General features: G+C 35.0%; 30 protein-coding genes and 1 pseudogene. 28 read left to right on the forward strand and 3 right to left on the reverse strand.

Annotation, left to right across the window (positions count from 1 at the left end; genetic code table 11):
- Positions 1–19 precede the first annotated feature (19 nt).
- The 20 genes and pseudogenes from UKS_RS03710 (at position 20) to UKS_RS03805 (ending at position 12,347) form a co-directional block, all read left to right on the forward strand.
- Entirely contained in the window at positions 20–634 is a 615-nt protein-coding gene (locus UKS_RS03710) for a CadD family cadmium resistance transporter (RefSeq protein WP_332066881.1), read from the forward strand.
- 11 nt (positions 635–645) lie between these two features.
- The gene (cadX, locus tag UKS_RS03715) at positions 646–984 is read left to right on the forward strand and encodes a Cd(II)/Zn(II)-sensing metalloregulatory transcriptional regulator CadX (protein WP_156011867.1); all 339 of its coding nucleotides are present in this window, start codon (positions 646–648) and stop codon (positions 982–984) included.
- Positions 985–1,029: 45 nt separating this feature from the next.
- Positions 1,030–1,164, forward strand: coding sequence for a hypothetical protein (locus UKS_RS09915; protein WP_156011868.1), 135 nt, complete (start codon positions 1,030–1,032; stop codon positions 1,162–1,164).
- 220 nt (positions 1,165–1,384) lie between these two features.
- Positions 1,385–1,630 (forward strand): annotated as a pseudogene (locus UKS_RS03725) (TMEM175 family protein); the annotation flags it as partial.
- Entirely contained in the window at positions 1,612–1,953 is a 342-nt protein-coding gene (locus UKS_RS03730; protein WP_000397556.1) for a hypothetical protein, read from the forward strand. The pseudogene UKS_RS03725 and the gene UKS_RS03730, both read left to right, overlap by 19 nt.
- Positions 1,954–1,966: 13 nt before the next feature.
- A complete protein-coding gene (locus UKS_RS03735) occupies positions 1,967–2,290 on the forward strand; it encodes a potassium channel family protein (protein WP_001253404.1) in 324 nt (107 codons plus the stop codon).
- On the forward strand, positions 2,287–3,336 hold the full coding sequence (locus UKS_RS03740; protein ID WP_000126416.1) for a DUF389 domain-containing protein: 1,050 nt from the start codon (positions 2,287–2,289) through the stop codon (positions 3,334–3,336). The genes UKS_RS03735 and UKS_RS03740 overlap by 4 nt, the downstream gene beginning before the upstream one ends.
- Positions 3,337–4,154: 818 nt before the next feature.
- Entirely contained in the window at positions 4,155–4,358 is a 204-nt protein-coding gene (locus UKS_RS03750; protein WP_003010127.1) for a hypothetical protein, read from the forward strand.
- Positions 4,351–5,337 (forward strand): ABC transporter ATP-binding protein, encoded by a 987-nt coding sequence (locus UKS_RS03755; protein ID WP_003010129.1) that lies wholly within the window; start codon positions 4,351–4,353, stop codon positions 5,335–5,337. The genes UKS_RS03750 and UKS_RS03755 overlap by 8 nt, the downstream gene beginning before the upstream one ends.
- On the forward strand, positions 5,334–5,930 hold the full coding sequence (locus tag UKS_RS03760) for an ABC transporter permease (RefSeq protein ID WP_269472451.1): 597 nt from the start codon (positions 5,334–5,336) through the stop codon (positions 5,928–5,930). The genes UKS_RS03755 and UKS_RS03760 overlap by 4 nt, the downstream gene beginning before the upstream one ends.
- 7 nt (positions 5,931–5,937) lie before the next feature.
- Positions 5,938–6,129: a hypothetical protein gene (locus tag UKS_RS09920; RefSeq protein ID WP_269472454.1), complete on the forward strand. Its 192-nt coding sequence runs from the start codon at positions 5,938–5,940 to the stop codon at positions 6,127–6,129.
- A 1-nt stretch (position 6,130) separates the two neighbouring features.
- Positions 6,131–6,808, forward strand: coding sequence for an ABC-2 family transporter protein (locus UKS_RS03765; protein WP_232049755.1), 678 nt, complete (start codon positions 6,131–6,133; stop codon positions 6,806–6,808).
- Positions 6,809–6,921: 113 nt separating this feature from the next.
- Complete coding sequence (locus UKS_RS03770; RefSeq protein WP_173020489.1) at positions 6,922–8,178, forward strand: ISL3 family transposase; 1,257 nt, start codon at positions 6,922–6,924, stop codon at positions 8,176–8,178.
- Positions 8,179–8,232: 54 nt separating this feature from the next.
- Positions 8,233–8,337, forward strand: a complete 105-nt coding sequence (locus UKS_RS03775; RefSeq protein ID WP_232049756.1) for an ABC-2 family transporter protein — start codon at positions 8,233–8,235, stop codon at positions 8,335–8,337.
- A gap of 874 nt (positions 8,338–9,211) precedes the next feature.
- Positions 9,212–9,484, forward strand: a complete 273-nt coding sequence (gene rpsP, locus UKS_RS03780; protein ID WP_000268760.1) for a 30S ribosomal protein S16 — start codon at positions 9,212–9,214, stop codon at positions 9,482–9,484.
- A gap of 19 nt (positions 9,485–9,503) precedes the next feature.
- On the forward strand, positions 9,504–9,743 hold the full coding sequence (kphA, locus tag UKS_RS03785; protein ID WP_117304884.1) for an RNA-binding protein KphA: 240 nt from the start codon (positions 9,504–9,506) through the stop codon (positions 9,741–9,743).
- 207 nt (positions 9,744–9,950) lie between these two features.
- Positions 9,951–10,733 (forward strand): alpha/beta fold hydrolase, encoded by a 783-nt coding sequence (locus UKS_RS03790; RefSeq protein ID WP_156011869.1) that lies wholly within the window; start codon positions 9,951–9,953, stop codon positions 10,731–10,733.
- A gap of 36 nt (positions 10,734–10,769) precedes the next feature.
- Positions 10,770–11,288: a ribosome maturation factor RimM gene (rimM, locus tag UKS_RS03795; RefSeq protein ID WP_156011870.1), complete on the forward strand. Its 519-nt coding sequence runs from the start codon at positions 10,770–10,772 to the stop codon at positions 11,286–11,288.
- A complete protein-coding gene (trmD, locus tag UKS_RS03800; RefSeq protein ID WP_156011871.1) occupies positions 11,278–11,994 on the forward strand; it encodes a tRNA (guanosine(37)-N1)-methyltransferase TrmD in 717 nt (238 codons plus the stop codon). The genes rimM and trmD overlap by 11 nt, the downstream gene beginning before the upstream one ends.
- Before the next feature lie 14 nt (positions 11,995–12,008).
- On the forward strand, positions 12,009–12,347 hold the full coding sequence (locus UKS_RS03805) for an ATP cone domain-containing protein (protein ID WP_001196040.1): 339 nt from the start codon (positions 12,009–12,011) through the stop codon (positions 12,345–12,347).
- Positions 12,348–12,377: 30 nt separating this feature from the next.
- Here the strand turns inward: UKS_RS03805 and UKS_RS03810 are convergent, their stop codons facing one another.
- Entirely contained in the window at positions 12,378–12,698 is a 321-nt protein-coding gene (locus UKS_RS03810) for a hypothetical protein (protein WP_001216096.1), read from the reverse strand.
- Between the two features lie 98 nt (positions 12,699–12,796).
- On the opposite strand from UKS_RS03810, the gene UKS_RS03815 reads away from it, so the two are divergent.
- Positions 12,797–13,012: a YdbC family protein gene (locus tag UKS_RS03815; protein WP_000807422.1), complete on the forward strand. Its 216-nt coding sequence runs from the start codon at positions 12,797–12,799 to the stop codon at positions 13,010–13,012.
- Between the two features lie 298 nt (positions 13,013–13,310).
- Here UKS_RS03815 and UKS_RS03820 read toward each other — a convergent pair whose 3' ends face one another.
- Positions 13,311–13,847, reverse strand: a complete 537-nt coding sequence (locus tag UKS_RS03820) for a biotin transporter BioY (RefSeq protein WP_156011872.1) — start codon at positions 13,845–13,847, stop codon at positions 13,311–13,313.
- A 436-nt stretch (positions 13,848–14,283) separates the two neighbouring features.
- Between UKS_RS03820 and UKS_RS09960 the strand changes: the two genes are divergently transcribed.
- From UKS_RS09960 to UKS_RS03835, 4 genes are all read left to right on the forward strand, one after another.
- A complete protein-coding gene (locus UKS_RS09960; RefSeq protein WP_319024059.1) occupies positions 14,284–14,610 on the forward strand; it encodes a hypothetical protein in 327 nt (108 codons plus the stop codon).
- Positions 14,611–14,675: 65 nt separating this feature from the next.
- Entirely contained in the window at positions 14,676–16,658 is a 1,983-nt protein-coding gene (locus tag UKS_RS03825; RefSeq protein WP_156011873.1) for an ABC transporter permease, read from the forward strand.
- A complete protein-coding gene (locus UKS_RS03830) occupies positions 16,655–17,278 on the forward strand; it encodes an ATP-binding cassette domain-containing protein (RefSeq protein WP_156011874.1) in 624 nt (207 codons plus the stop codon). The genes UKS_RS03825 and UKS_RS03830 overlap by 4 nt, the downstream gene beginning before the upstream one ends.
- Positions 17,275–17,775, forward strand: a complete 501-nt coding sequence (locus tag UKS_RS03835; RefSeq protein WP_156011875.1) for a hypothetical protein — start codon at positions 17,275–17,277, stop codon at positions 17,773–17,775. The genes UKS_RS03830 and UKS_RS03835 overlap by 4 nt, the downstream gene beginning before the upstream one ends.
- Before the next feature lie 165 nt (positions 17,776–17,940).
- Here the strand turns inward: UKS_RS03835 and gor are convergent, their stop codons facing one another.
- Positions 17,941–19,287 carry a glutathione-disulfide reductase gene (gene gor, locus UKS_RS03840; RefSeq protein ID WP_156011876.1) on the reverse strand — a complete coding sequence of 449 codons (1,347 nt, stop codon included), beginning with the start codon at positions 19,285–19,287 and terminating at the stop codon, positions 17,941–17,943.
- A 290-nt stretch (positions 19,288–19,577) separates the two neighbouring features.
- Between gor and UKS_RS03845 the strand changes: the two genes are divergently transcribed.
- Genes UKS_RS03845 through UKS_RS03855 form a run of 3 tightly spaced genes read left to right on the forward strand, consistent with a single transcriptional unit; the run spans position 19,578 to position 22,717 of the window.
- Complete coding sequence (locus UKS_RS03845) at positions 19,578–20,771, forward strand: efflux RND transporter periplasmic adaptor subunit (protein ID WP_173020493.1); 1,194 nt, start codon at positions 19,578–19,580, stop codon at positions 20,769–20,771.
- Positions 20,755–21,456 carry an ABC transporter ATP-binding protein gene (locus UKS_RS03850; RefSeq protein ID WP_000733789.1) on the forward strand — a complete coding sequence of 234 codons (702 nt, stop codon included), beginning with the start codon at positions 20,755–20,757 and terminating at the stop codon, positions 21,454–21,456. Before UKS_RS03845 ends, UKS_RS03850 begins: the two co-directional genes overlap by 17 nt.
- Position 21,457: 1 nt before the next feature.
- Positions 21,458–22,717 carry an ABC transporter permease gene (locus UKS_RS03855; RefSeq protein WP_049495222.1) on the forward strand — a complete coding sequence of 420 codons (1,260 nt, stop codon included), beginning with the start codon at positions 21,458–21,460 and terminating at the stop codon, positions 22,715–22,717.
- The last annotated feature ends 89 nt before the right edge of the window (positions 22,718–22,806 follow it).

A 22,806-nucleotide genomic window follows, 5' to 3' on the forward strand; every position in this document is an offset into this window, starting at 1 on the left:
TATTTGAATGAGGTGTTTTATGATTCAAAATGTTGTTACTTCAATAATCCTGTATTCTGGGACAGCCGTAGACTTACTTATTATCCTAATGTTATTTTTTGCCAAAAGAAAAAGCAGAAAGGACATCATTAACATCTATTTAGGACAATTTCTAGGCTCTGTTAGTCTAATATTGCTAAGTTTACTTTTTGCATTTGTATTAAATTATATTCCTAGTAAAGAGATTTTAGGTTTGCTCGGTTTGATTCCAATTTTCCTAGGACTCAAAGTTTTGCTTTTAGGAGATTCTGATGGAGAAGCTATTGCAAAAGATAGTTTGCGCAAAGATGATAAAAACCTGATTTTTCTAGTCGCTATGATTACTTTTGCAAGTTGTGGTGCTGACAATATTGGTGTTTTTGTCCCATATTTTATTACCTTAAATTTAGCGAATTTGATTGTGACTTTACTTACCTTTCTAGTCATGATTTATCTCTTGGTTTTTTCTGCCCAAAAATTGGCACAAGTCCCTTCTGTTGGAGAAACTTTGGAAAAATATAGCAGATGGTTTATTGCCGTTGTTTATTTAGGACTGGGGATGTATATTCTGATTGAAAACAACGTTTTTGACATGCTAAGGACTGTGTTCGGCTAGGAGAAAAAATTATGAAAAAAGATAGTATCTGTCAAGTGGATGTTATAAATCAACAAAATGTTACAACCGCAACGAACTACCTTGAAAAGGAAAAAGTCCAAAAATCACTTTGCATTTTATCAAAATTTACCGATAATAAACAGATAAATATCATCTTTTATCTCCTTGCCGTCGAAGAACTCTGTGTCTGCGATATAGCCTGTTTATTAAATCTCAGTATGGCATCTGCCTCCCACCATCTTCGTAAACTAGCCAATCAAAACATCTTGGACACTAGAAGAGAGGGGAAAATTATATATTATTTTATAAAAGATGAGGAAATCAAAGACTTTTTTAATCAACTAGGATAACAACTATTTTTATTACTCTACCATGATTATATATAGGACTTATCTATGAAATTTTTTGATGAAAATTACTCACAAGAAATACCTACTCGTATCAAATGTTTAAGAAAAATGTATAATTTAAAGCAAAGCGACCTAGGTAATGCAGGTCAAGTTAGCCAAGTTGAAAAGGGAGGAATTTGAAAGAAAATGTATCTTTGATAGTAGTCATTTATTGTGAAATATGATATATTTATTGATTAGATGGATGAATATTTCTAAAGTTAAATAAGATATGACAGATACATGTTTTTTTAGTGTATCTTGTTTGTACTCAAAGTATGAAATGAATATCTAATATTTAAGATTAAAAAATATTATACGATGAGATAGAATGCTACAAAATGAAAGGCGATGTAATCTGATGAAGAAAGATAGATTAATTGCATTGACAGATGCTGTTCTAGCAATTATTATGACCATCTTGATTTTAGAGTTAGAAAAACCAACAACACCAAGTCTTGAAGCTTTTTGGGATTTACGGCAAAATTTCTTTGCTTGTTTTCTTTCCTTTTTCTGGTTGGGATCGTTATGGATGGCACTAAACACATTATGGGAAAAGGTTGAGAAAATTTCCTCAGAAATTATTTGGTGGAATTTGTTTCTACTCTTGGAGCGGCAGGAGTTCTCTTTGGAGAATTTCATGCCATCCAAGATACCAGTCTGAATGATGTGGTGGACCGGATCTATATAAATGTCAAGGATTTACCGTTTCAGTCCTTGGGAGCTTTAGCTAATATCCTGTCTGATGTTAAGAAGGGACTGATTCAAGACAGTCATATCTGGTCTTTCTTCCAGTCATTTTTCAAACAATATCAGTTGATAATCAGCTTAAATCAGATCTATCAGTTTGTCTATCTTTCTCTGATGGAGATCATGTCCTATCTTCACTTTGATTATTGGAAAAAACGGCTCGGTCAGGAGCTAGTATGAATAAGGAGAACAAATGAGACGTTTAAAAATGTTATGGCATATTATACAGGTTACGGGTTTTACTCGGTTTGCTCTGAGTTTTGTGACCTTTGTTTTTGGGTCAGGAGGCGTGCTTTTCCTAGTTGAACCTGCTATCACAAATTACGGAGACGGTCTTTGGTATGCTTTTGTGACTTCGACGACTGTCGGCTACGGGGATCTCCTAGCTGTGACCTTGATTGGAAGGATTACCAGTGTCTTCTTGACGATTTATGGGCTCATATTTTTTGGCTGTTTATCAGCTGTTATTATTAATTATTATACCGATTTAAATAAGGAAAGAGGAGAGGACAAATGACTGCCAATTATTCAACACGGGAATACCGTGAGAAATTATACGATGACCTTCATGTTCGATTGAGAGATACAGCGATTTTGATGTGTGCAATTTTTATTGCCTCTATCGGTCTAAATATGAATTCAACAGCTGTTATTATTGGAGCCATGTTAATTTCACCTCTCATGACACCGATTGTTGGACTGGGATTCGGTTTAGCTATTTTTGATACGCGTTTAATCAAGCAATCTCTAGAGGTTTTATTGACTCAAGTGTTGGTCAGTTTGCTTGTCTCGACTCTGTATTTCTGGATTTCTCCCTTGTCTTATGCAAGTAGCGAGTTGATCGCACGAACCTCTCCAACCATTTGGGATGTTCTCATTGCTATTGCTGGTGGGATTGCTGGTGTGATCGGTTCAAGGAAAAAAGAAGCAAACAATATCGTGCCAGGAGTAGCCATTGCTACAGCTTTGATGCCGCCTATCTGTACTGCTGGCTATGGTTTAGCTAATGGGAATGTACGATTTTTATTGGGGGCTCTCTATCTTTTCTTGATCAACTGTGTCTTTATCATGCTAGCCAACATTGTTGGAACAAGAATTTTGATGAGAAAATCTCCTTTAACTTCATTTAAAGAGCTGAGCATTAAAATGAGAATTGGCTTGATTTCTTTGATTGTATTGTTGATTCTTCCAGCTAGCTATTCGGCAGTTACTCTGACAATAGAACAAGCGCGCAAAGAAGGGATCAAACAGTTTGTAGGAAAAGAGTTCGCCAATTATACGGTTATTAATCAAGTCTACAAGTCAAGTAACAATGAATTGGTCTTGACGGTTGTTGGAGATCCGATTTCAGAAGAAGAATTAGAAACACTCCACCAAAAACAAGCCTCTTACGGTATTCAATCTGTTCAATTGAAAGTGAATCAAGTTCAGAACTCGCCAACATTAGATAGTGAAGCGACCAAGGAATTTTATGAAAACATTGACAAGTATATTGATCAAAAACTCTCTGAAAAAGATTCACAAAACGATCTCGTAAAAGAAAATGAAGCAGACAAGGATTGAGGACAATGAACTGAATCGGTTTTTACGCCGTGTTTTTCTTGTATCTTCCTCTTTCTTACTTATAGCAGGTTGTTTTTGCTTGAATAAGAAATAAATTAGAAGTTCTATCATCTAAGAAAAATGATGAAAAAAATCATTTAACTAATGGTGTGAACGTTTAGTGTTTATCAGCTCCATTCTCTGTAATTTTGGGGGTAAAATCCACACCATTTAGATAAAATTAGTTGAATTTGATTGGAAAAACGCTTTTATAAAAGCGGAGAAAAGTCTTGATATTACGCTGTTTTTAGTCCAACTGAAATTCATACTTTCCAAACCAGGTCTTAAGAAAGCTCGTAAAGCATCACAATTATCAAAACGTAAATCAACACGCTTATATCAACGTTTACAGACATTTAAGAAATTTCTCTTGGATGTCTTTTTTTGTCTAGCTAAATTTTACAAATTGGGCAATTTAGGTTACTCAATAATATAAAAAAGATAAAAATTTAAAGTTCGAATTTTAATTTTAAAAAAAGTAATTATTATTGAATATCTGTTCAAACATTTTTTCTTTTCTAAGGTTAATATAAGTATATATACTTTAAAAAAGGAAGTCAAACATCTTGCTCATAGATTTTTGCATTTTTAAAAAATACATTTTGTCATATAATAATGTGGAAAATTGACGGATTCCTTAAACAATCATATAATATGAATATGTAAACCCTTACATACTATTCTACTTATACTTGATAAAATGCAAGTTCTTGAGAATCTATAAATATATAGACACTCTTCTATTTATAAAGTGAAATAAAGAATCACGGAGAAAGTTTATGGATATTAAAGAGACATTCAACCAGCTAGACAATACAAAATTTAATGATTTCAATAATCGCCTTGAAGGTTTTGAGAAACTTTTTAAAGACAAATATTATTTTACCCATCCCGAAGATTTTAGCTCAATCTTTAGCATTTTGGTAAAGTATGGAAAAAGTACAAGTAAATATATTTTATCGAAAGGAGAGATATATGAGTGAAATAGTTATTAATGCTCAGAATTTATCTAAAAATTTTTATAATTTTGATTCAAGACTCCCATTTATCAAGAGATTTTTGAAACGTAATCAAATAACGATTCGAGCTGTTCAAGATATTAGTTTTACGATTAAGAGAGGGAGTATAGTTGGCTTTATTGGGAGTAATGGAGCTGGTAAATCCACAACGATTAAAATGTTGACTGGGACTCTTTATCCTAGTTCCGGAAAATTAGAAGTGAATGGAGAAATTCCATTTAAAAGAAGTATAAATTTTAGAAAAAAAATTTCAATAGTAGTAGGAAATAAATTACAGTTATTTCAAGATGTTTCGGCTATGGATTATTTTCAATTGATTGGTACTTTATATGAGGTAGAACCGGCGATTTTACAAGAACGAATTCAGGAATTAAGCAATTTGTTGAATGTAAAAGATCAGCTTTACCAGCAGGTCCGGACCCTCTCTCTTGGACAAAAAATGAAAATGGAGTTTATCGCGGCATCTTTAACAAGTCCGGAAATATTATTTTTAGACGAGCCTACTATAGGGTTAGATATACAGTCTAAAAAAGATATCAGAACATTTTTAAAGAAAATGAATGAAGAATGTCATACTACTATTATTTTAACGAGTCATGATATGGATGATATTTCGTCTGTTTGTGACGAATTAATCGTCATTGACAAAGGAAAAATTATTTTGCAGGAGTCAATGGATGTTATTTTATCTAAATTTTCTGATTTTAAATATTTAAAGATAAAAATGACATTAGATTTGGTACCAGAGTTATGCTCTGTTAAAGGAGTAGTAGTCATTTCTCAAACAAAATCGGAATGTATACTAAAAATACCTAGAGATTTTGTCTTTGAGACATTAGAATCAATCAATAAGCTTGTAGATATAGAAGATTTTGAAATATCAAATCTTTCTTTAGAAGAAATTATTTTACAAAACTATTTTACAAAAAAGGAGCACAATTGAAAAAAGAAATGTCTATTATTCTGATATCATTTCGATCTATTTTGAACTATAAATCAAGTGTACTATTGTTAATGTTACAGGCAAGTATACAAATTATGATATCAGTATTTTTATGGACGTATATATATCAGAGTAACCAGATAAATATAGCAGGATATGATTTTACCTCAATGGTTCAATACTATTTGGGGACTATAATTTTTTCATATTTTGTTTTTTATCCAGTTGATTGGGAAATCAATGACGATGTTCATTCAGGAAATTTTTTTAGCATATTAATAAAACCTGTTACTTTTTATAAGTATTATTTTTGTAAAATGCTTGGAGATAGGCTTGCTCATTTATTATTTATCATCATTCCTGTCATTTTATTCTCCAGTGTTTATTACAAGAATGAGTTATTAACCATTGAAATTCTTATTTTAGGAAGTATTGCAATTATTCTATCTATGGTTCTATGGTTTTTAATATCATGTTGTGTAGGTATGCTTTCTTTTTGGTTAGAAAATATATTTTTTGTCCTTACTGTTAAAGAAATAGTAATTCAGTTTTTATCAGGAATATTATTGCCTTTAAGTTTTTTTTTCAAATAATTTTCGTCTGTTTTTAGATGTATTACCTTTTAAATACTTAGTATATGAACCGCTTCAGATGTTTAGTAATGATACATATAAATTAATAGACTATTTGAGAATTATTTGTATTCAATTGATTTGGTGCATCATTTTTTATATTATATTAAGATTCATATTGAGAAAAGGAGTGGAGCACTTCTCAAATGTGGGAGGATAAAATGTTTAGAATAAAAGTAATTTTTAGGCTACTTCATTTTGGTTTTAAATCTGATATGAATTTTCATTTTGACTTCTTTTGTGGTCTATTTTCGTCGATACTGTGGATTGGTTTACCTATTGTATTTTTTAGATTGATTTTCTTAAACATAGACTCTTTTAATGGTTGGAACTATTATCAAATTTTATTTTTGGTAGGTTCCTACACTATTGTAGATGGAGTTATGATGGGATTGTTAATTAGAAGTATGGGAATTTTAGAATCAGATATTTTGAGTGGTAACTTGGATCAAATTTTATTGAGGCCGTTTGATACTCAGTTGTTCTATATTTTTAGATCATTTAATTTAGTTCAATTCGTGAATACTTTTTTTGGTCTTGCGATCATTTTTATAAGTTATGGAAATTTAAATGTACATTTAAATTCATTAAAAATATTATTTTATATCCTTTCTTTAATGTGTGGTTGTATTATATATTATTCAATTTGGTTTCTAATAACGATTAGTTCATTTTGGTTCCCAACTAAATTTTCAAAAGTAGATGTATTTTTGAATTATATTGGAATTTCTAAGTATCCATATAATATTTTTACAGGTATTAACAGATTGATCACTATGTTATTTGTTCCCAATTTATTAATTGCCAATCCTGCAGTATTAATATTTTTGGCTCTATAATATTTGTAGTGGGTAAATCCCCTATAGATATTATGGAGCCTATTTTGTTGTAGAAAAAAAGTTCCATATCATCTATAATGAAAAGCGATCAAACCATCATTAGAAAGAATCATATGGAACAATTACATTTTATCACAAAACTTCTCGATATTAAAGACCCAAACATCAAGATTCTAGATATCATCAATAGAGATAGTCACAAGGAAATCATCGCTAAATTGGATTATGAGAACCCACCTTGCCCTAATTGCGGAAGTCAAATGAAGAAATATGACTTTCAAAAACCTTCGAAAATTCCTTACCTTGAAACAACTGGTATGCCTACTAGAATTCTCCTTAGAAAGCGTCGATTCAAGTGCTATCATTGTTCAAAAATGATGGTTGCTGAGACTTCTCTCGTCAAGAAGAATCATCAAATCCCTCGTATCATCAACCAAAAAATTGCTCAGAAGCTGATTGAAAAAACTTCTATGACCGATATTGCTCATCAGCTGTCCATTTCAACTTCAACTGTCATTCGCAAGCTCAATGACTTCCGTTTTAAGCATGATTTTTCTCGTCTTCCTGAAATTATGTCATGGGACGAGTACTCCTTTACAAAGGGAAAGATGAGTTTCATTGCTCAAGATTTTGATAAGCTCAATATCATCACTGTTCTTGAAGGCAGAACACAAGCTATCATTCGAAATCACTTTCTTAAATATGATAGAGTCGTTCGATGTCGAGTGAAAATCATTACGATGGATATGTTTAGTCCTTACTATGACTTGGCTAAACAGCTTTTTCCAAACGCTAAAATCGTGTTGGATCGTTTCCATATTATCCAACATCTCAGCCGTGCTATGAGTCGTGTGCGTGTTCAAATCATGAATCAGTTTGAACGAAAATCCCATGAATACAAGGCTATCAAGCGTTACTGGAAGCTCATCCAACAGGATAGTCGAAAACTCAGCGATAAACGTTTTTATCGTCCTACTTTTCGTATTCACTTGACCAATAAAGAGATTCTAGACAAGCTTTTGAGCTATTCAGAAGACTTGAAACACCACTATCAGATCTATCAGCTCTTGCTTTTTCACTTTCAGAACAAAGACCCTGAGAAATTTTTCGGACTCATTGAGGACAATCAAAAGCAGGTTCATCCTATTTTTCAGACTGTCTTTAAAACCTTTCTAAAGAACAAAGAGAAAATCATCAACGCTCTTCAATTACCTTATTCCAACGCAAAATTGGAAGCGACCAATAATCTCATCAAACTTATCAAACGAAACGCCTTTGGATTTCGGAACTTTGAAAACTTCAAAAAAAGGATTTTTATCGCTCTGAACATCAAAAAAGAAAGGACGAATTTTGTCCTTTCTCGAGCTTAGCTGACTTCAACCCACTACAGTTGACAAAGAGCCATATTTTTAGGGAAAGATACATTGAACCTATTTTTCTATCAAATAGTTTTTACAGTTTTTTTGATTATTATCAGTCGTACAATTTTTAGAAAAGGATTGAAAAAATATGAAAGTGCAGGAAGATAAACAATGTTGTTCAGTTATATGTTTGACTAAAGGAAGTGATTCGCTGTACTTTGTTTTGTGGTCATTGAAACATCAGATAATTATAAACTATAATTTAAAGAATAGTATTATTAACTTATAGGTGCTAAGAAAAAATTTAAAGAAATTCCCTCATTCAATCAAACTTATTCATATTTTTTAAAATAAGAAAATAGTTGGATTTTGATGATGGTTGATATAAAGCTAAACTGAAAGTACCTGAAATCCAACTGTGTCAAACCAGGTCTTAAGAAAGCTCGTAAAGCTAGCCAGTTCTCTAAACGTTAAGAACTAGCTACAATACAGCATTTACAACACTTCATGGTTCACACCATGGGGTGTTTTTGATGATTTTAAGCAAAATTCACACCATTTAATTGAAAGTTATTTAAATTAGATGAAAATTTGTTTGCTGAAAAAGTGGGAAAACATTGATTTTAAGCGAATTTTGATACATATTCGAATGGGAGTTTTTAAAATCATGTTTCGGTTGTAAAAGTGCCAAACTGGATTCTTCATAGGAGAATGATATCTCCTGTTAGTAAATCATCTGCTAATAAAACCATGTGTCATTTGGGAACGGGCTTAGTATTTAGTAGCCAAGCTTCGATATCACGATTAGGAAAGATATAGGGCTTGACAGGTTAATCTTTATAGATAGAATCAAAAGTAGTATTCATAAATTTTTTCTTTCTAATTTATCCCTATTAGTCTAATAAATTTCTAAAAAATTTAAAAATTTTATAGTCTGTCAAGTTTTTTTCTTGACACCTGTCAGAAATCTGCTATAATAGAACATGTGCTAAATAGCTCAGCTATTTCACCGAAATAAAAAATAAGAAAAGAGACTTTAAAAATGGCAGTTAAAATCCGTTTGACTCGTATGGGTTCTAAGAAAAAACCTTTCTACCGTATCAACGTAGCAGATTCACGTTCACCACGTGACGGACGTTTCATCGAAACAGTTGGAACTTACAACCCACTTGTTGCTGAAAACCAAGTAACTTTGAAAGAAGACCGCGTTCTTGCATGGTTGGCTGATGGAGCTCAACCTTCAGATACAGTTCGCAACATCCTTTCAAAAGAAGGTGTATTGAAGAAATTCCACGATTCTAAATTCTCAAAATAAGTTTAAAGTAGGTTGACAGATGGATACGATTGAAAATCTCATTATTGCGATTGTGAAACCCTTGATTTCACAACCAGATGCCTTAACTATCAAGATTGAAGATACACCAGAGTTTTTGGAGTATCACTTGGATCTTGATCAAAGTGATGTGGGTCGTGTAATCGGTCGTAAGGGTCGCACTATTTCTGCGATAAGAACGATTGTCTACTCTATCCCAACTGAAGACAAAAAAGTAAGAATCGTTATTGACGAAAGATAAGAAGGGCGGGACGGATGTCTCGCTTTTTGTGTGCAGAAGTGTAAAACAGAATCCATCAAGTAATAGCATAATCGGTATTTGGAAGGATTTTTGAATGGAAAGAGAGTTGATGTCCTCCTCCTTCAACTTGTGAAAATCTTTGGAACGTGATAAAATAAAGGATAAGGATTTTTAATAATTCATTATATAGAACGAGTGGATTTCTTTATGAAGAGGTTTGAAGTATCTACAAAAATTGGTAGTCTCTCTGTTACTTATCAAAAGCAAAAGAAAGTGCTAGTTTGTTTAAGTGGCGCAGGTTTGCTACCAAGTTATGAAAATTTTTCACTTATACTTGAAAAACTTCCTCCTACAATTGGTTATTTGATAATTGATTTTCCGAACACAGGTAGGAGTCCGATTCATGACCAAGCTGGAAAAAATCTAGATAATCTTGCAGATGCGGTTTATGAAGTACTTGAAGAATTAGGGATTTCTGAATATATACTTTGTGTACATAGTTTGAGTGGAATTTTAGCTTGTAAATTGCTCAACAAACCAATTAAGTGTCAGGCTTTAGTAGCAATTGAACCGACAACTAAAAAAGTCATGTTTGCTGATTTTTCAGAAAATCCTTATCCAGAAATGGAAGAGCAGATGAGGCTGATTGACGAGTATGGTCCTGAACTTTATTTTGAGAACTTAACTCAAGCAACATTTAGCCCTGAAATTAACAAAGAAATCTGGGAAATAATGCAAGAAAAAGGTTTAGAGTTGGAAAACCGAGATCCAGAATTTCAGATATCTGTTGAGACCACCAAGGAAGATTTTGAGAATGTATCTATAGAATCTTATATACCTGTATTTATTTTTTGTCAGGCTTATAGAGAAAAAGAGTACAGAGAATCAGAATATTGGACTTCCAATACTAAACTCATTTTAGGAGGGAAACACCATTATTTACAGTGGTCCGAATCAGAGAAAATTGTAGATATTATCAAAAAATTGTAAGAAGAAAATGGAGATAAGGAAATTACAGGAGACAAGATGAACTACTTTAATGTTGGGAAAATCGTCAATACGCAGGGGTTGCAGGGTGAGATGCGAGTCTTGTCTGTGACAGATTTTGCAGAAGAACGGTTTAAAAAAGGTACTGAGCTGGCCTTGTTTGATGAAAAAGATCAGTTTGTCCAAACAGTGACCATCGCTAGCCACCGTAAACAGAAGAACTTTGACATTATTAAATTCAAAGATATGTACCATATCAACGCTATCGAAAAGTACAAGGGCTACAGTCTCAAAGTTGCTGAGGAAGATTTGAAGGACCTAGATGATGGTGAATTTTATTATCACGAGATTATTGGCTTAGAGGTTTACGAAGGTGATAACTTGCTTGGAACCATCAAAGAAATCCTGCAACCAGGTGCTAACGATGTCTGGGTGGTCAAGCGAAAAGGCAAGCGTGATTTGTTATTGCCTTATATCCCGCCAGTGGTTGTCAATGTTGATATTCCAAATAAACGGGTCGATGTAGAACTCTTAGAAGGGTTAGACGATGAAGATTGATATTTTAACCCTTTTTCCGGAGATGTTCTCTCCGCTAGAGCACTCAATCGTTGGAAAGGCACGTGAAAAAGGGCTCTTGGATATCCAGTATCATAATTTTCGAGAAAATGCTGAAAAGGCCCGCCATGTCGACGATGAGCCCTACGGAGGCGGTCAGGGGATGTTACTTCGAGCCCAACCCATTTTCTATGCCTTTGATGCTATTGAAAAGAAAAATCCGCGTGTGATTCTCCTCGATCCAGCTGGAAAGCAGTTTAATCAGGCTTATGCTGAGGATTTGGCCAAAGAAGAGGAACTCATCTTTATCTGTGGGCACTACGAGGGCTATGATGAGCGCATTAAGACCTTGGTGACAGATGAGATTTCGCTGGGTGACTATGTCTTGACTGGTGGAGAGTTGGCGGCTATGACCATGATAGATGCTACGGTACGCTTGATACCAGAAGTGATTGGCAAGGAGTCTAGCCACCAAGATGATAGTTTTTCCTCAGGACTTCTCGAATACCCTCAGTACACACGTCCCTATGATTATCGAGGCATGGTTGTCCCAGATGTACTGATGAGCGGGCACCATGAAAAAATTCGTCAGTGGCGATTGTACGAGAGTTTAAAGAAAACCTACGAGCGCAGACCCGATTTGCTTGAACAGTATCAACTGACAGCAGAAGAAGAAAAAATGCTGGCAGAAATTAAAGAAAACAAATAATAAAGGAGAAACCTATGCAAGTAATCAAACGTGATGGAGAAATTGCTGAATTTAATCCAGACAAGATTTACCAAGCTATCTTAAAAGCAGCTCAGACTGTTTATGTATTGACAGATGATTTACGTCAAAACCTTGCACAAGTTACTAAGAAAGTGGTTTTGGATTTGGAAGAAGCCAAGGTGGAACGTGCTACCATTAGCATGATTCAATCTATGGTTGAACATCGTTTACTGGGTGCAGGTTACATTACCATTGCAGAACACTACATTTCCTATCGTCTACAACGTGACTTGGAAAGAAGTGGTTATGGAGACCATATCGCTGTTCATTTACATTTTGAACAAATTCGCTAAGAAAAAAGAGTGGGATGAAGCAACTACATCTCACTCTTTCTTAAATCTATTTTTTTGGGCTGTTTGGACGGTTGAAGGGACAAAGCGAAGACGTTGAATGTCGCTTATGCGGATAATACGGGTCACATTTTTAGCAAAATTTTTCACGATAATTTGTTGGCGCTGCTGATCGTATTTGATGATGTCACCTGTAAAACTTGTCTCTGATAAGATAAGGTGAACAGCGGTTTGTTTCTGGATAGCCTCTTCAATAGTAGCTGTAAGGGAGTTGCTTTCAGTCTGGTCAGGTTGGTCATGTCCATTTAAAAAGTCATGTATTTTATCTAGAACTTGCTGGAATTTATGTCTCATAGTGGCCTCCCTTCTTTTATATCAATATTATATAAAATTTTCCTAAAATCTACAAGATTTTACGAATAATCAAATGAAAGCTAAAAAAGGAGAAGAAAATGGCAGAATTTACATTTGAAATCGAAGAGCACTTGTTGACTCTTTCTGAAAACGAAAAAGGTTGGACCAAGGAAATCAACCGTGTGAGCTTTAATGGTGCTCCTGCTAAGTTTGATATTCGTGCTTGGAGCCCAGACCATACTAAAATGGGCAAGGGAATTACTCTTTCCAATGAAGAATTTCAAACGATGGTGGATGCCTTTAAAGGCAATTAATACTCTTCGAAAATCTCTTCAAACCGTGTCAGCTTCGCCTTGCCGTAGTTATATGTTACTGACTTCGTCAGTTCTATCTGCAACCTCAAAACAGTGTTTTGAGCTGCCTTCGTCAATCTTTATCTGTAATCTTAAAGCAGTGTTTTGAGCTGCCTTCGTCAATCTTTATCTGTGACCTTAAAGCAGTGTTTTGAGCAACCTGCGGCTAGCTTCCTAGTTTGCTCTTTGATTTTCATTGAGTATAGGTTTTCAAAATAAAAGAAAAGGATACTGAGTCATGGCAACTCGATATCCTTTTTTAGTTAGCAAAGTAAGCCTGATTTTTAAGGCGTTGAAGTAGCGAACGGCCAATAAAACTAATAGCCAGAAGTTTAGCAAGGTCTGGAATGATAAAGGGAAATACTCCCACAACAAGAGCTTTTTCAAATGCCATTCCAGCTAGAAAATGCAAGCTGAGAATTCCGCCTGCAAAGACAAGGGCATCACCTAAGAGGTTTGCAAGAAAAATCTTGACAACACCACTCTTGCTGTTGGTTAGAGAGGAAGTAAGTCCAGAGTAAACGAGATAAAACCAAAGATAGCCTGCAGTAGGGCCAATTAAAGCCTGAAAACCAGCTCCACCTCCTGCAAAGACAGGAAGACCGATAGCACCTAGAAGAAGATAGAGTCCAACAGAAAGTACAGCCTCTCTCGGTCTAAAGACAGTAGCAATCAAGCCGATTGCAAAGTTTTGCAGAGTGAAGGGAACAGGTCCAATTGGAAGACTGATTTGGGCTAATACTGCAATTAGAGCAGCCCCAATAGCAGGGATAGCGTAAATATGCGCTTTTTTCATAATAGTTAACCTCTTTTTTAATTTATAGTAACTATTATACTGGAAGGGGGATAATTGTCAACCTATTCTATAGGATAAGGTAACAAAAACTGTCACGGCCGATTTTGCTGACTAGTTAAGTTGGATAATTTTTTTATCGATTTGTAAATCGCCTTTATAGATAATCCCATTTTATCAATAAAAAATATACTATAAATACTTGACAAACTAAAAAATAAGTGCTATGATAAAAATTGTAAGCGGATACAATTAGAGATGTTCAATTTCAAAAGGAGGGGTAGTTATAAGATATTTTAACGACTCTAGATACCATAACGGTGATTAAAAACCTAAATATAATCAATTCATATTAAAGTAATATGGAGGGACTAAAAAGGGACTATTATTTAATCTTCATCAAATATTTAAATTCAAGGAGAAGTAAAATGAAAAAAGAATTAATAAGAAAGCATCTGTTTTTCTAGTTGCAAGTTTTTTCAGTTTTGGATTTGCTACTACAGCTAGTGTCGTTAACGCAGTAACGGCACACCCTGCTCCAAGTCCCATTATTGATGTATGGGAGTATGGTGTAAGTGATAGCTATGGTTATTCAAATTACTTTGTTAGTTCTCCAAATAATATTGGATCAAAATCTTCAGTAACGAATTTTTGGGGAGCCGTTAAAGCTTACGATAAAAGAGATTATGGATGGGCATATTCAAGTGCAACAAAATCTTGGAACGATGTTCGCTTAAATGCATATTGGGATTATTATAGATTTTAAAAATAATTTATGAAAACAGGAGACCCAATTATAAAATAGGGTCTTTTGTAATAGGGTAAGTGCTTATGAAATTAAAATTATGTATCATTGGATTCTTCTTTTGTTTGATTGCTGCAATTGGTTTGGTCGCTATTAGTGATACCGAAATCCCCATACCTTTACCAATTGATGGTGCTTTTTCTATTCAAGGGAAAAGTAATCTTTCTAATAACGAAATATACGAAATGGTTCGTGACTTATCAAAAACGGAAAAGGTTACCATTTATAAACCAATCGTTCAGAGTTCGGGTCAGTTGAAGTATGTAAAGTTTGATGATGTAAATAATGAACAATTAAAGACAGCACCAATAGTAGGGATGTATTACACACTTGGGAAAATGGATGTAGACAGTTTGAAACCACTTACTATGACTGGACTACAAACAGTCTATATGGCTTATCCTTGGTATATAGGAGGAATATTACAATTCACTGGAACTTTAAGAATACTGTTAATGAGCTCCATTTACTTAACTTTATTAGTTGTTTTATTTGTTGTTAGGACGAGACAGATCAAAGAAGGAGTGATACGACGTTCTTTGGGATTGCCTGTATACGACCTTAGAAGAGATTATGTGATTTCTCTTATTTTTGAACTGATTATGATGGCTTTATTGATGATTTCTTACAGTTCTTTTTTGGGAAATGGTTTCTTCACCTATAGTTCTAAGTTATTTTTCTCTCTGCTTTTAACGAATTTTATACTATTTCAAATCATTGATCTCATTACTTTTGTTTTATTTTGGTTGACGATTCAGGTTGAAAAGCCAATTGAAATTATCAAAAACAAGGCGAAAAATAAACTTATTTTTGTCGTATGGCTTGCCATTATTTCGATTATCATCATTGTCTCAGGAATTTTTTTACAAGAAACAAAGAGTAGTCAATCCAGTATTAACATCCAGCTACAGAATTTAGTACCATGGGACACAGTAAAAGACTGGAGAAGGATTGAGTTCCTTGGAATTGAAAATAACTCTGCTAAAAATGGAGAAGTTAATGATTCGGATGGTCAGTATCTACAGATAGCTGCTGCCTTAAAAAACTTAGATTATTTATATATAGACCGATCTAAGGCATATGTTCCAGATTTCATGAAAACATCTCATGTTTTAGAAGACTTTTCTAAACAATTAGAAAATGACGGAATAACGAATCCAGAAATAAATAAAGAGTTGATTTATATCAATCAAACAGGTGCTAACCTACAAAATAAAGTGAATGGAACAAACTATCATCTTTTAGATAATAAGATAGCAACCATTTATATTCCTGAGAAGTGGAAAGAAAACCAGAAATCCATTGAGAATACAGTTGTAGCAGAACAATTTATTGGAACAAACTATACAAAAGAACAGCTTGCAGTACAAATAATTCCTGACGGTAATAAAATTTTTTATTTCAATGAGGATGCTGATATCGATCATAAAAATAAAGATATTTTACCAATGACAAGTCTAGCAGATAGCAAAGATAATATAGTTGTTGTGTTAGATACGGATAAAATGATTGAAAATAATAAGTTTTCTTTGGCTAGTAACATACTATCTAAATCTCTTTTTAGTCCTGAAGCGGTAAAAAAAATAAATGAGATGACTGCCCCGTTGAATTTCTCAATGAATCCAGTAGATGTTTACCAAATTGTGAAATTAAAGATTCAATCCTTAGAGCACCAAATTCTACTTTCACAAATCTTGCAGAAGATAATTTACAGTATTGTCTTTATACTCATTTATCAATATGTCCAACTTTATATTGTCCTAAAACAGAATGAATATGTGAAAAAAATCATTTTGGGTCTGTCAAAAACATATATAGCAATTTCAAGTCTCAAGTATTTTATGATGATTATTACAATGGTTATACTATTTACATTTCTTATGACAGGGCAAATAGAGTTGCTATATATTGGAGCGGCTTCTCTGCTAGTTTTGATGTTGTCAATAATCATGAGTTTTAGAAAATTATCTGAAAGCTACACTAAAATTTTAAAAGGAGATGAAACATGACAATTGACCTTTTGAACGTTTCAAAAAGTTTCGGCTCAAAGAAGATCTTTACAGACTTAAATTTAAGATTTGAATCTGGAAAAAGCTATGCATTGATTGGAGGTTCTGGCTCTGGTAAAAGCACCCTTCTTAATATTATAGGAAGATTAGAAAAAATTGACAGTGGGAATGTTTTAGTTGATAAACAAGATATTTGGAAGATAAAAGAAAGAACTTTTTTTAAAAATACTGTTGGATATGTATTTCAGAATTATTCTTTAATAGATAACAAAACAGTATATGATAATCTGAAACTTATCACTAAAGACAAAAAAACAATAACTGATGTACTTGAAAAAGTAGGACTGTCGAGTGACTATTTACATCAAAAAATATATGAATTGTCTGGAGGGCAGGCTCAACGTGTAGCTATTGCCAGAATGTTAATGAAACCACGTAAAATTATCTTAGCAGATGAACCCACAGGAGCTTTAGATGGTGAGATTGGAAAAGAAATTATTCGTTTATTATTAAATGAAAGAGATGAAGATAAATATGTTATTATAGCGACTCATGATCCAGCTGTCTATAACAAAGTTGATGTGATCATTGATATGAAAGATATAGGGGATAATGTATGAAAAAGATAATTTATATTGCTTTGATTTTTGTAGCTGGGTTACTTGCTATCTTCCTTTTTGGAAAACAAATGATCAAAAAAGAAAATACCATTAAACCAACACTGGAGTTAACAGTTTATACGGTTTCTTCTGGTGATACAGAAAAATGGAATAAAGTGAGACAAGTAGAAACAGAAGAGGCCACATACTTCATAACTGTGAAAGAAGTAGCGTCTTCAGAAGAAGTATTTTCAAACATCATTGCAAATGGAGCTGCTACGGGGTTCGGAGTTCGGGAAGAAGAAGTGAAGAAATTCAATAATGGTTTAGGAGACACTATAGAGGACTCTAAGCATAATAAACTAATTGGAATAGAATTTTTTACTTTTTCTGATGATAGCGAGGGATTTGTGGTAGCAAACTTTGACTACGGTAAAGAAGAGTTGAATTCTCAGAAAAAAGATATAAAAGAGTTATATAAAAAAATATATGAATCTTTTAAAGAAAAGAATAAATGATTGTATTATAATCCTTGTATTTTGCTATGGTTTGTTAATTGATTTTTGCATATATTATTTCAACATACTATAAAAATAAGACATAAGAAAACGAGTATCTCCAACTACGGAAATACTCGCTTTTTGATATTTAGAAGTGTTTTTGCATTGCTTCATTTATTTCGATTAACGCATAGTTACAAATTCTTCAGATGCAGTTGGGTGAATCGCCACAGTTGCATCAAAGTCAGCTTTTGTAGCTCCCATCTTGATTGCTACAGCAAAACCTTGAATCATTTCATCAACGCCGTAGCCGATACCATGAAGGCCAACTACTTTTTCGTCTGCACCGGCTGTAACTAGTTTAAAGCGAGCTTCTTGACGGTGACTAGTAACTGCAGAATACATAGATGCAAATTTTGATGTATAAACTTTAACGTTTTCTTGTCCATACTGTTTAGTAGCTTCTTCCTCAGTCAGACCAACCGTTCCGATAGCAGGGTGTGAAAAGACAACAGTTGGAATAGTTGAGTAGTCCATTTTTGCAGTTGTTTTTCCGTTAAAGAGACGTTCAGACAAAGTACGTCCAGCCTTGATAGCTACTGGAGTCAGTTCCTTTTCACCTGTTACATCACCTAGAGCGTAGATTCCCTCAACAACAGTATTTTGGTATTCATCTACTTGTATAAAGCCACGTTCATTCAGAGTCACTCCAGCTTTTTCAAGTTGCAAGCCCTTAACGTTTGGACGGCGACCTGTAGCCCAGATAACTTGGCTAGCTGTATGACTAGTCCCATCTTCAAAATGAATGGTAATGCCTTCAGCAGTTTTTTCTAACCTGGCAGGGACTTTGTGAGTATGAAGTGGTAAGTTTGTTCTTTCCATTTCCTTTACTAAACCTTCAATGATGTAAGAATCAAAACCACGTAAAGGACGATCATGACGGACGAATAAATCTGTCTGAACACCAAGGGTATGGAGCACGCCAGCCAATTCAACAGCAATGTAACCTGCCCCAAGAATGGCTACAGATTCAGGCAATTTTTCCCAAGCAAATACATCATCAGAAGAGCCACCTAGTTCAGCACCAGGAATATTTGGAATATTTGGATGGGCACCAGTCGCAATCACGATGTGTTTGGCACGAATCAGTTCACCATTTACGCTGACAGTATGAGAATCTATAAATTCAGCATGACCTTCAATCAAGTCTACACCGTTGCGTTTGAAACTGCCATCATAAGAAGAACGAGCGCGATCGATGTAAGCTTCACGATTGCGACGTAGGGTTGCAAAGTCAAAGTTAACATCAGTAGTTTTAAAACCGTAGTCTTCTCCAAATTGATGGAAAGTCTCAGCGATTTGCGCCCCGTACCACATGATTTTTTTAGGAACACAACCGACATTGACGCAAGTTCCACCTAGTTTTTTTTCCTCAATAACGGCCGCTTTGGCTCCATGTTCACCAGCACGGTTCATGGTAGCAATCCCTCCGCTGCCTCCACCGATAGCAATGATATCATATTCTCTCATTGTAAACTCCTTTGTACTCTTTGAAATAGTAGAGTGTCATTTTTTGATAGTCATATTCTATCTTTTTTTTGATGTGATTGCAAAAATCTGCTACGTTCAAAAAAATTAAAGAAAAGGCTTGCAAAAAGGAAAAATAAAGTGTATTATATAACTAGTACAATGATGGTTAAAATAAATTCCGAACATTTATTGAATCCTGAAATGTCATTATTTCGTTCTGAACTGTTATTGTTTATATTTGGTAATTTTTGTATAATATTGTTAAGGACTTTAAATCAAAAAGGAGTTTCATTATGAAGAAGAATCGTAAAGCTAAAAAGTGGCAATTGTATGCAGCAATCGGTGCTGCCAGTGTAGTTGTATTAGGTGCTGGGGGGATTTTGCTCTTTAGACAACCATCTCAGAGCGCTGTAAAAGATGAGCCTACTCATCTTGTTGTTGCCAAGGAAGGAAGCGTCGCATCCTCTGTTTTATTGTCAGGAACAGTAACAGCAAAAAATGAACAATATGTTTATTTTGATGCTAGTAAGGGAGATTTAGATGAAATCCTTGTTTCTGTGGGTGATAAGGTCAGCGAAGGGCAGGCTTTAGTCAAGTACAGTAGTTCTGAAGTCCAGGCGGCCTATGATTCAGCTAGCCGAGCAGTAGCTAAGGCAGATCGTCATATCAATGAACTCAATCAAGCACGAGATGAAGCTGCTTCAGCTCCGGCTCCACAGTTACCAGCGCCAGCAGGAGGCGAAGGTGCAACAGCGCAAGCTTCAGGAAATGCAGTTTCCTCTATTGATGCACAATTAGGGGATGCTCGTGATGCTCGTGCAGATGCAGCAGCGCAATTAAGCAAGGCTCAAAGTCAGTTGGATGCAATGATGGTTCTCAGTACACTTGAGGGGACTGTGGTTGAAGTCAACCACAATGTTTCAAAATCTCCAACAGGAGCTAGCCAAGTGGTAGTGCATGTCGTAAGTAATGAAAACTTGCAAGTTAAGGGGGAACTATCTGAATATAACCTTGCCAACCTATCTGTAGGTCAAGAAGTAACCTTTACTTCTAAAGTTTACCAAGATAAGAGCTGGACAGGTAAGATTAGCTATATTTCTGATTACCCTAAAACCAATGGCGAAGCAGCAAGTGCAGCTGCTGCCGCTGGTGGTAATTCAGGTTCTAAATATCCATATACCATCGATGTTACAAGTGAAATTGGTGACTTGAAACAGGGATTCTCAGTAAGTGTTGAGGTGAAGAACAAGACTAAAGCTATTTTGGTTCCTCTAACAAGTGTTGTGACTGAAAATGATAAGAACTATGTCTGGGTGCTTGACGAGCAGAAAAAGGCTAAGAAAGTGGAAGTTGGTTTGGGTAATGCTGATGCAGACAACCAAGAAATCACTTCAGGTCTAACAAATGGAGTCAAGGTCATCAGTAACCCAACGTCCTCTCTAGAGGAAGGAAAAGAGGTGAAGGCTGATGAAGAAACTAATTAGTCTAAAAAATATCTGTAGAAGCTACCGTAATGGTGATCAAGAACTGCAGGTACTTAAAAATATCAACCTAGAAGTGAATGAGGGTGAATTTGTCGCCATCATGGGACCATCTGGTTCTGGTAAGTCCACTCTGATGAATACGATTGGCATGTTGGATACACCAACCAGTGGAGAATATTATCTTGAAGGCCAAGAAGTAGCTGGACTTGGTGAAAAACAACTAGCCAAGGTCCGCAACCAACAAATCGGTTTTGTCTTTCAGCAGTTCTTTCTTCTATCCAAACTCAATGCTCTGCAAAATGTAGAATTGCCCTTGATTTACGCAGGAGTTTCGGCTTCAAAACGGCGCAAGTTAGCTGAGGAATATCTAGATAAGGTTGAATTGACTGAGCGTAGTCACCATTTACCTTCAGAATTATCTGGTGGTCAAAAACAACGTGTGGCTATTGCGCGTGCCTTGGTAAACAATCCTTCTATTATCCTAGCAGACGAACCGACAGGAGCCTTGGATACCAAAACAGGAAATCAAATTATGCAACTATTGGTTGACTTGAACAAAGAAGGAAAAACCATTATCATGGTAACGCATGAGCCTGAAATAGCTGCTTATGCCAAACGTCAGATTGTCATTCGAGATGGAGTCATTTCGTCTGATAGTGCTCAGTTAGAAAAGGAGGAAAACTAAGATGCAGAATCTGAAATTTGCCTTTTCATCTATCATGGCTCACAAGATGCGTTCTTTGCTTACCATGATTGGGATTATTATCGGTGTTTCATCGGTTGTTGTGATTATGGCTCTGGGTGATTCTATGTCTCGACAGCTCAATAAAAATATGACCAAGTCACAGAAGAATATCCGTGTTTTTTTCTCACCTATTAAAAGTAAAGATGGCTCTTTTACCCAAAAACAATCAGCTTTGACAGTGTCTGGGAAAGAAGAGGACGTTCCTGTGGAACCACCAAAACCACAAGAATCCTGGGTTAAGGAAGCTGCTAAGCTTAAGGGAGTGGATAGCTACTATGTAACCAATTCAACAAATACCACCCTTTCTTATAAAGATAAAAAAGTGGAGCGCGCTAGCTTGACAGGTGGAAATATTACTTACATGAAGGCGGTTCAAAATGAAATTGTTGCAGGCCGCAGTTTCATAGCTCAGGATTATAAAGATGTAGCCAGTGTCATTTTATTAGACCAAGAACTTGCTAATAGTCTGTTTGGATCTGCTCAAGAAGCTGTTAACCAGATTATAGATGTTGGTGACTTTAGTTATCGTGTCATTGGTGTCTATACTAGCGACGAGTCCAAGGCTGCCAAGACTTTTGGTATTGGTGGACTTCCGATTACGACTAATATTTCTCTTGCCAATAACTTCAATATGGATGAAATTTCTGATATTGTCTTCCGTGTTAACGATACCAGCTTGACACCAACGGTGGGACCAGAATTAGCTAGAAAAATGACCGAGATTGCTGGTCTTCAGCAGGGGGAGTATCAGGTGGCAGATGCGACTGAAGCCTTCCAAGAAGTACAACAAATGTTCGGCTTTATAACTACGATTATTAGTGCTATTGCAGGAATTTCCCTCTTTGTTGGTGGGACTGGTGTTATGAACATCATGCTGGTTTCGGTGACAGAGCGTACTCGTGAGATTGGTCTCCGTAAGGCTTTGGGTGCAACACGTGCCAATATTTTAATTCAGTTTTTGATTGAATCCATGATTTTGACCTTGTTAGGTGGATTAATTGGTTTGACAATTGCAAGTGGTATAACTGCTTTAGCAGGTTTGTTACTGCAAGGTTTGATTGCGGGGATAGAAGTTGGAGTATCCATTCCAGTTGCCCTATTTAGTCTTGCAGTTTCGGCTAGCGTGGGTATGATTTTTGGAGTCTTGCCAGCCAACAAGGCATCGAAGCTTGATCCAATCGAAGCCCTTCGTTATGAATAAGATTAACAGGATGGACACTAGTCTATCTTGTTTTTGTATGGATTTCCTTATCGAAAATCATCAAAATATGATATAATGAAGTGTTAGAA

The sequence above is a fragment of the Streptococcus sp. 116-D4 genome (assembly GCF_009731465.1).
GTDB lineage: Bacteria > Bacillota > Bacilli > Lactobacillales > Streptococcaceae > Streptococcus > Streptococcus pseudopneumoniae_E.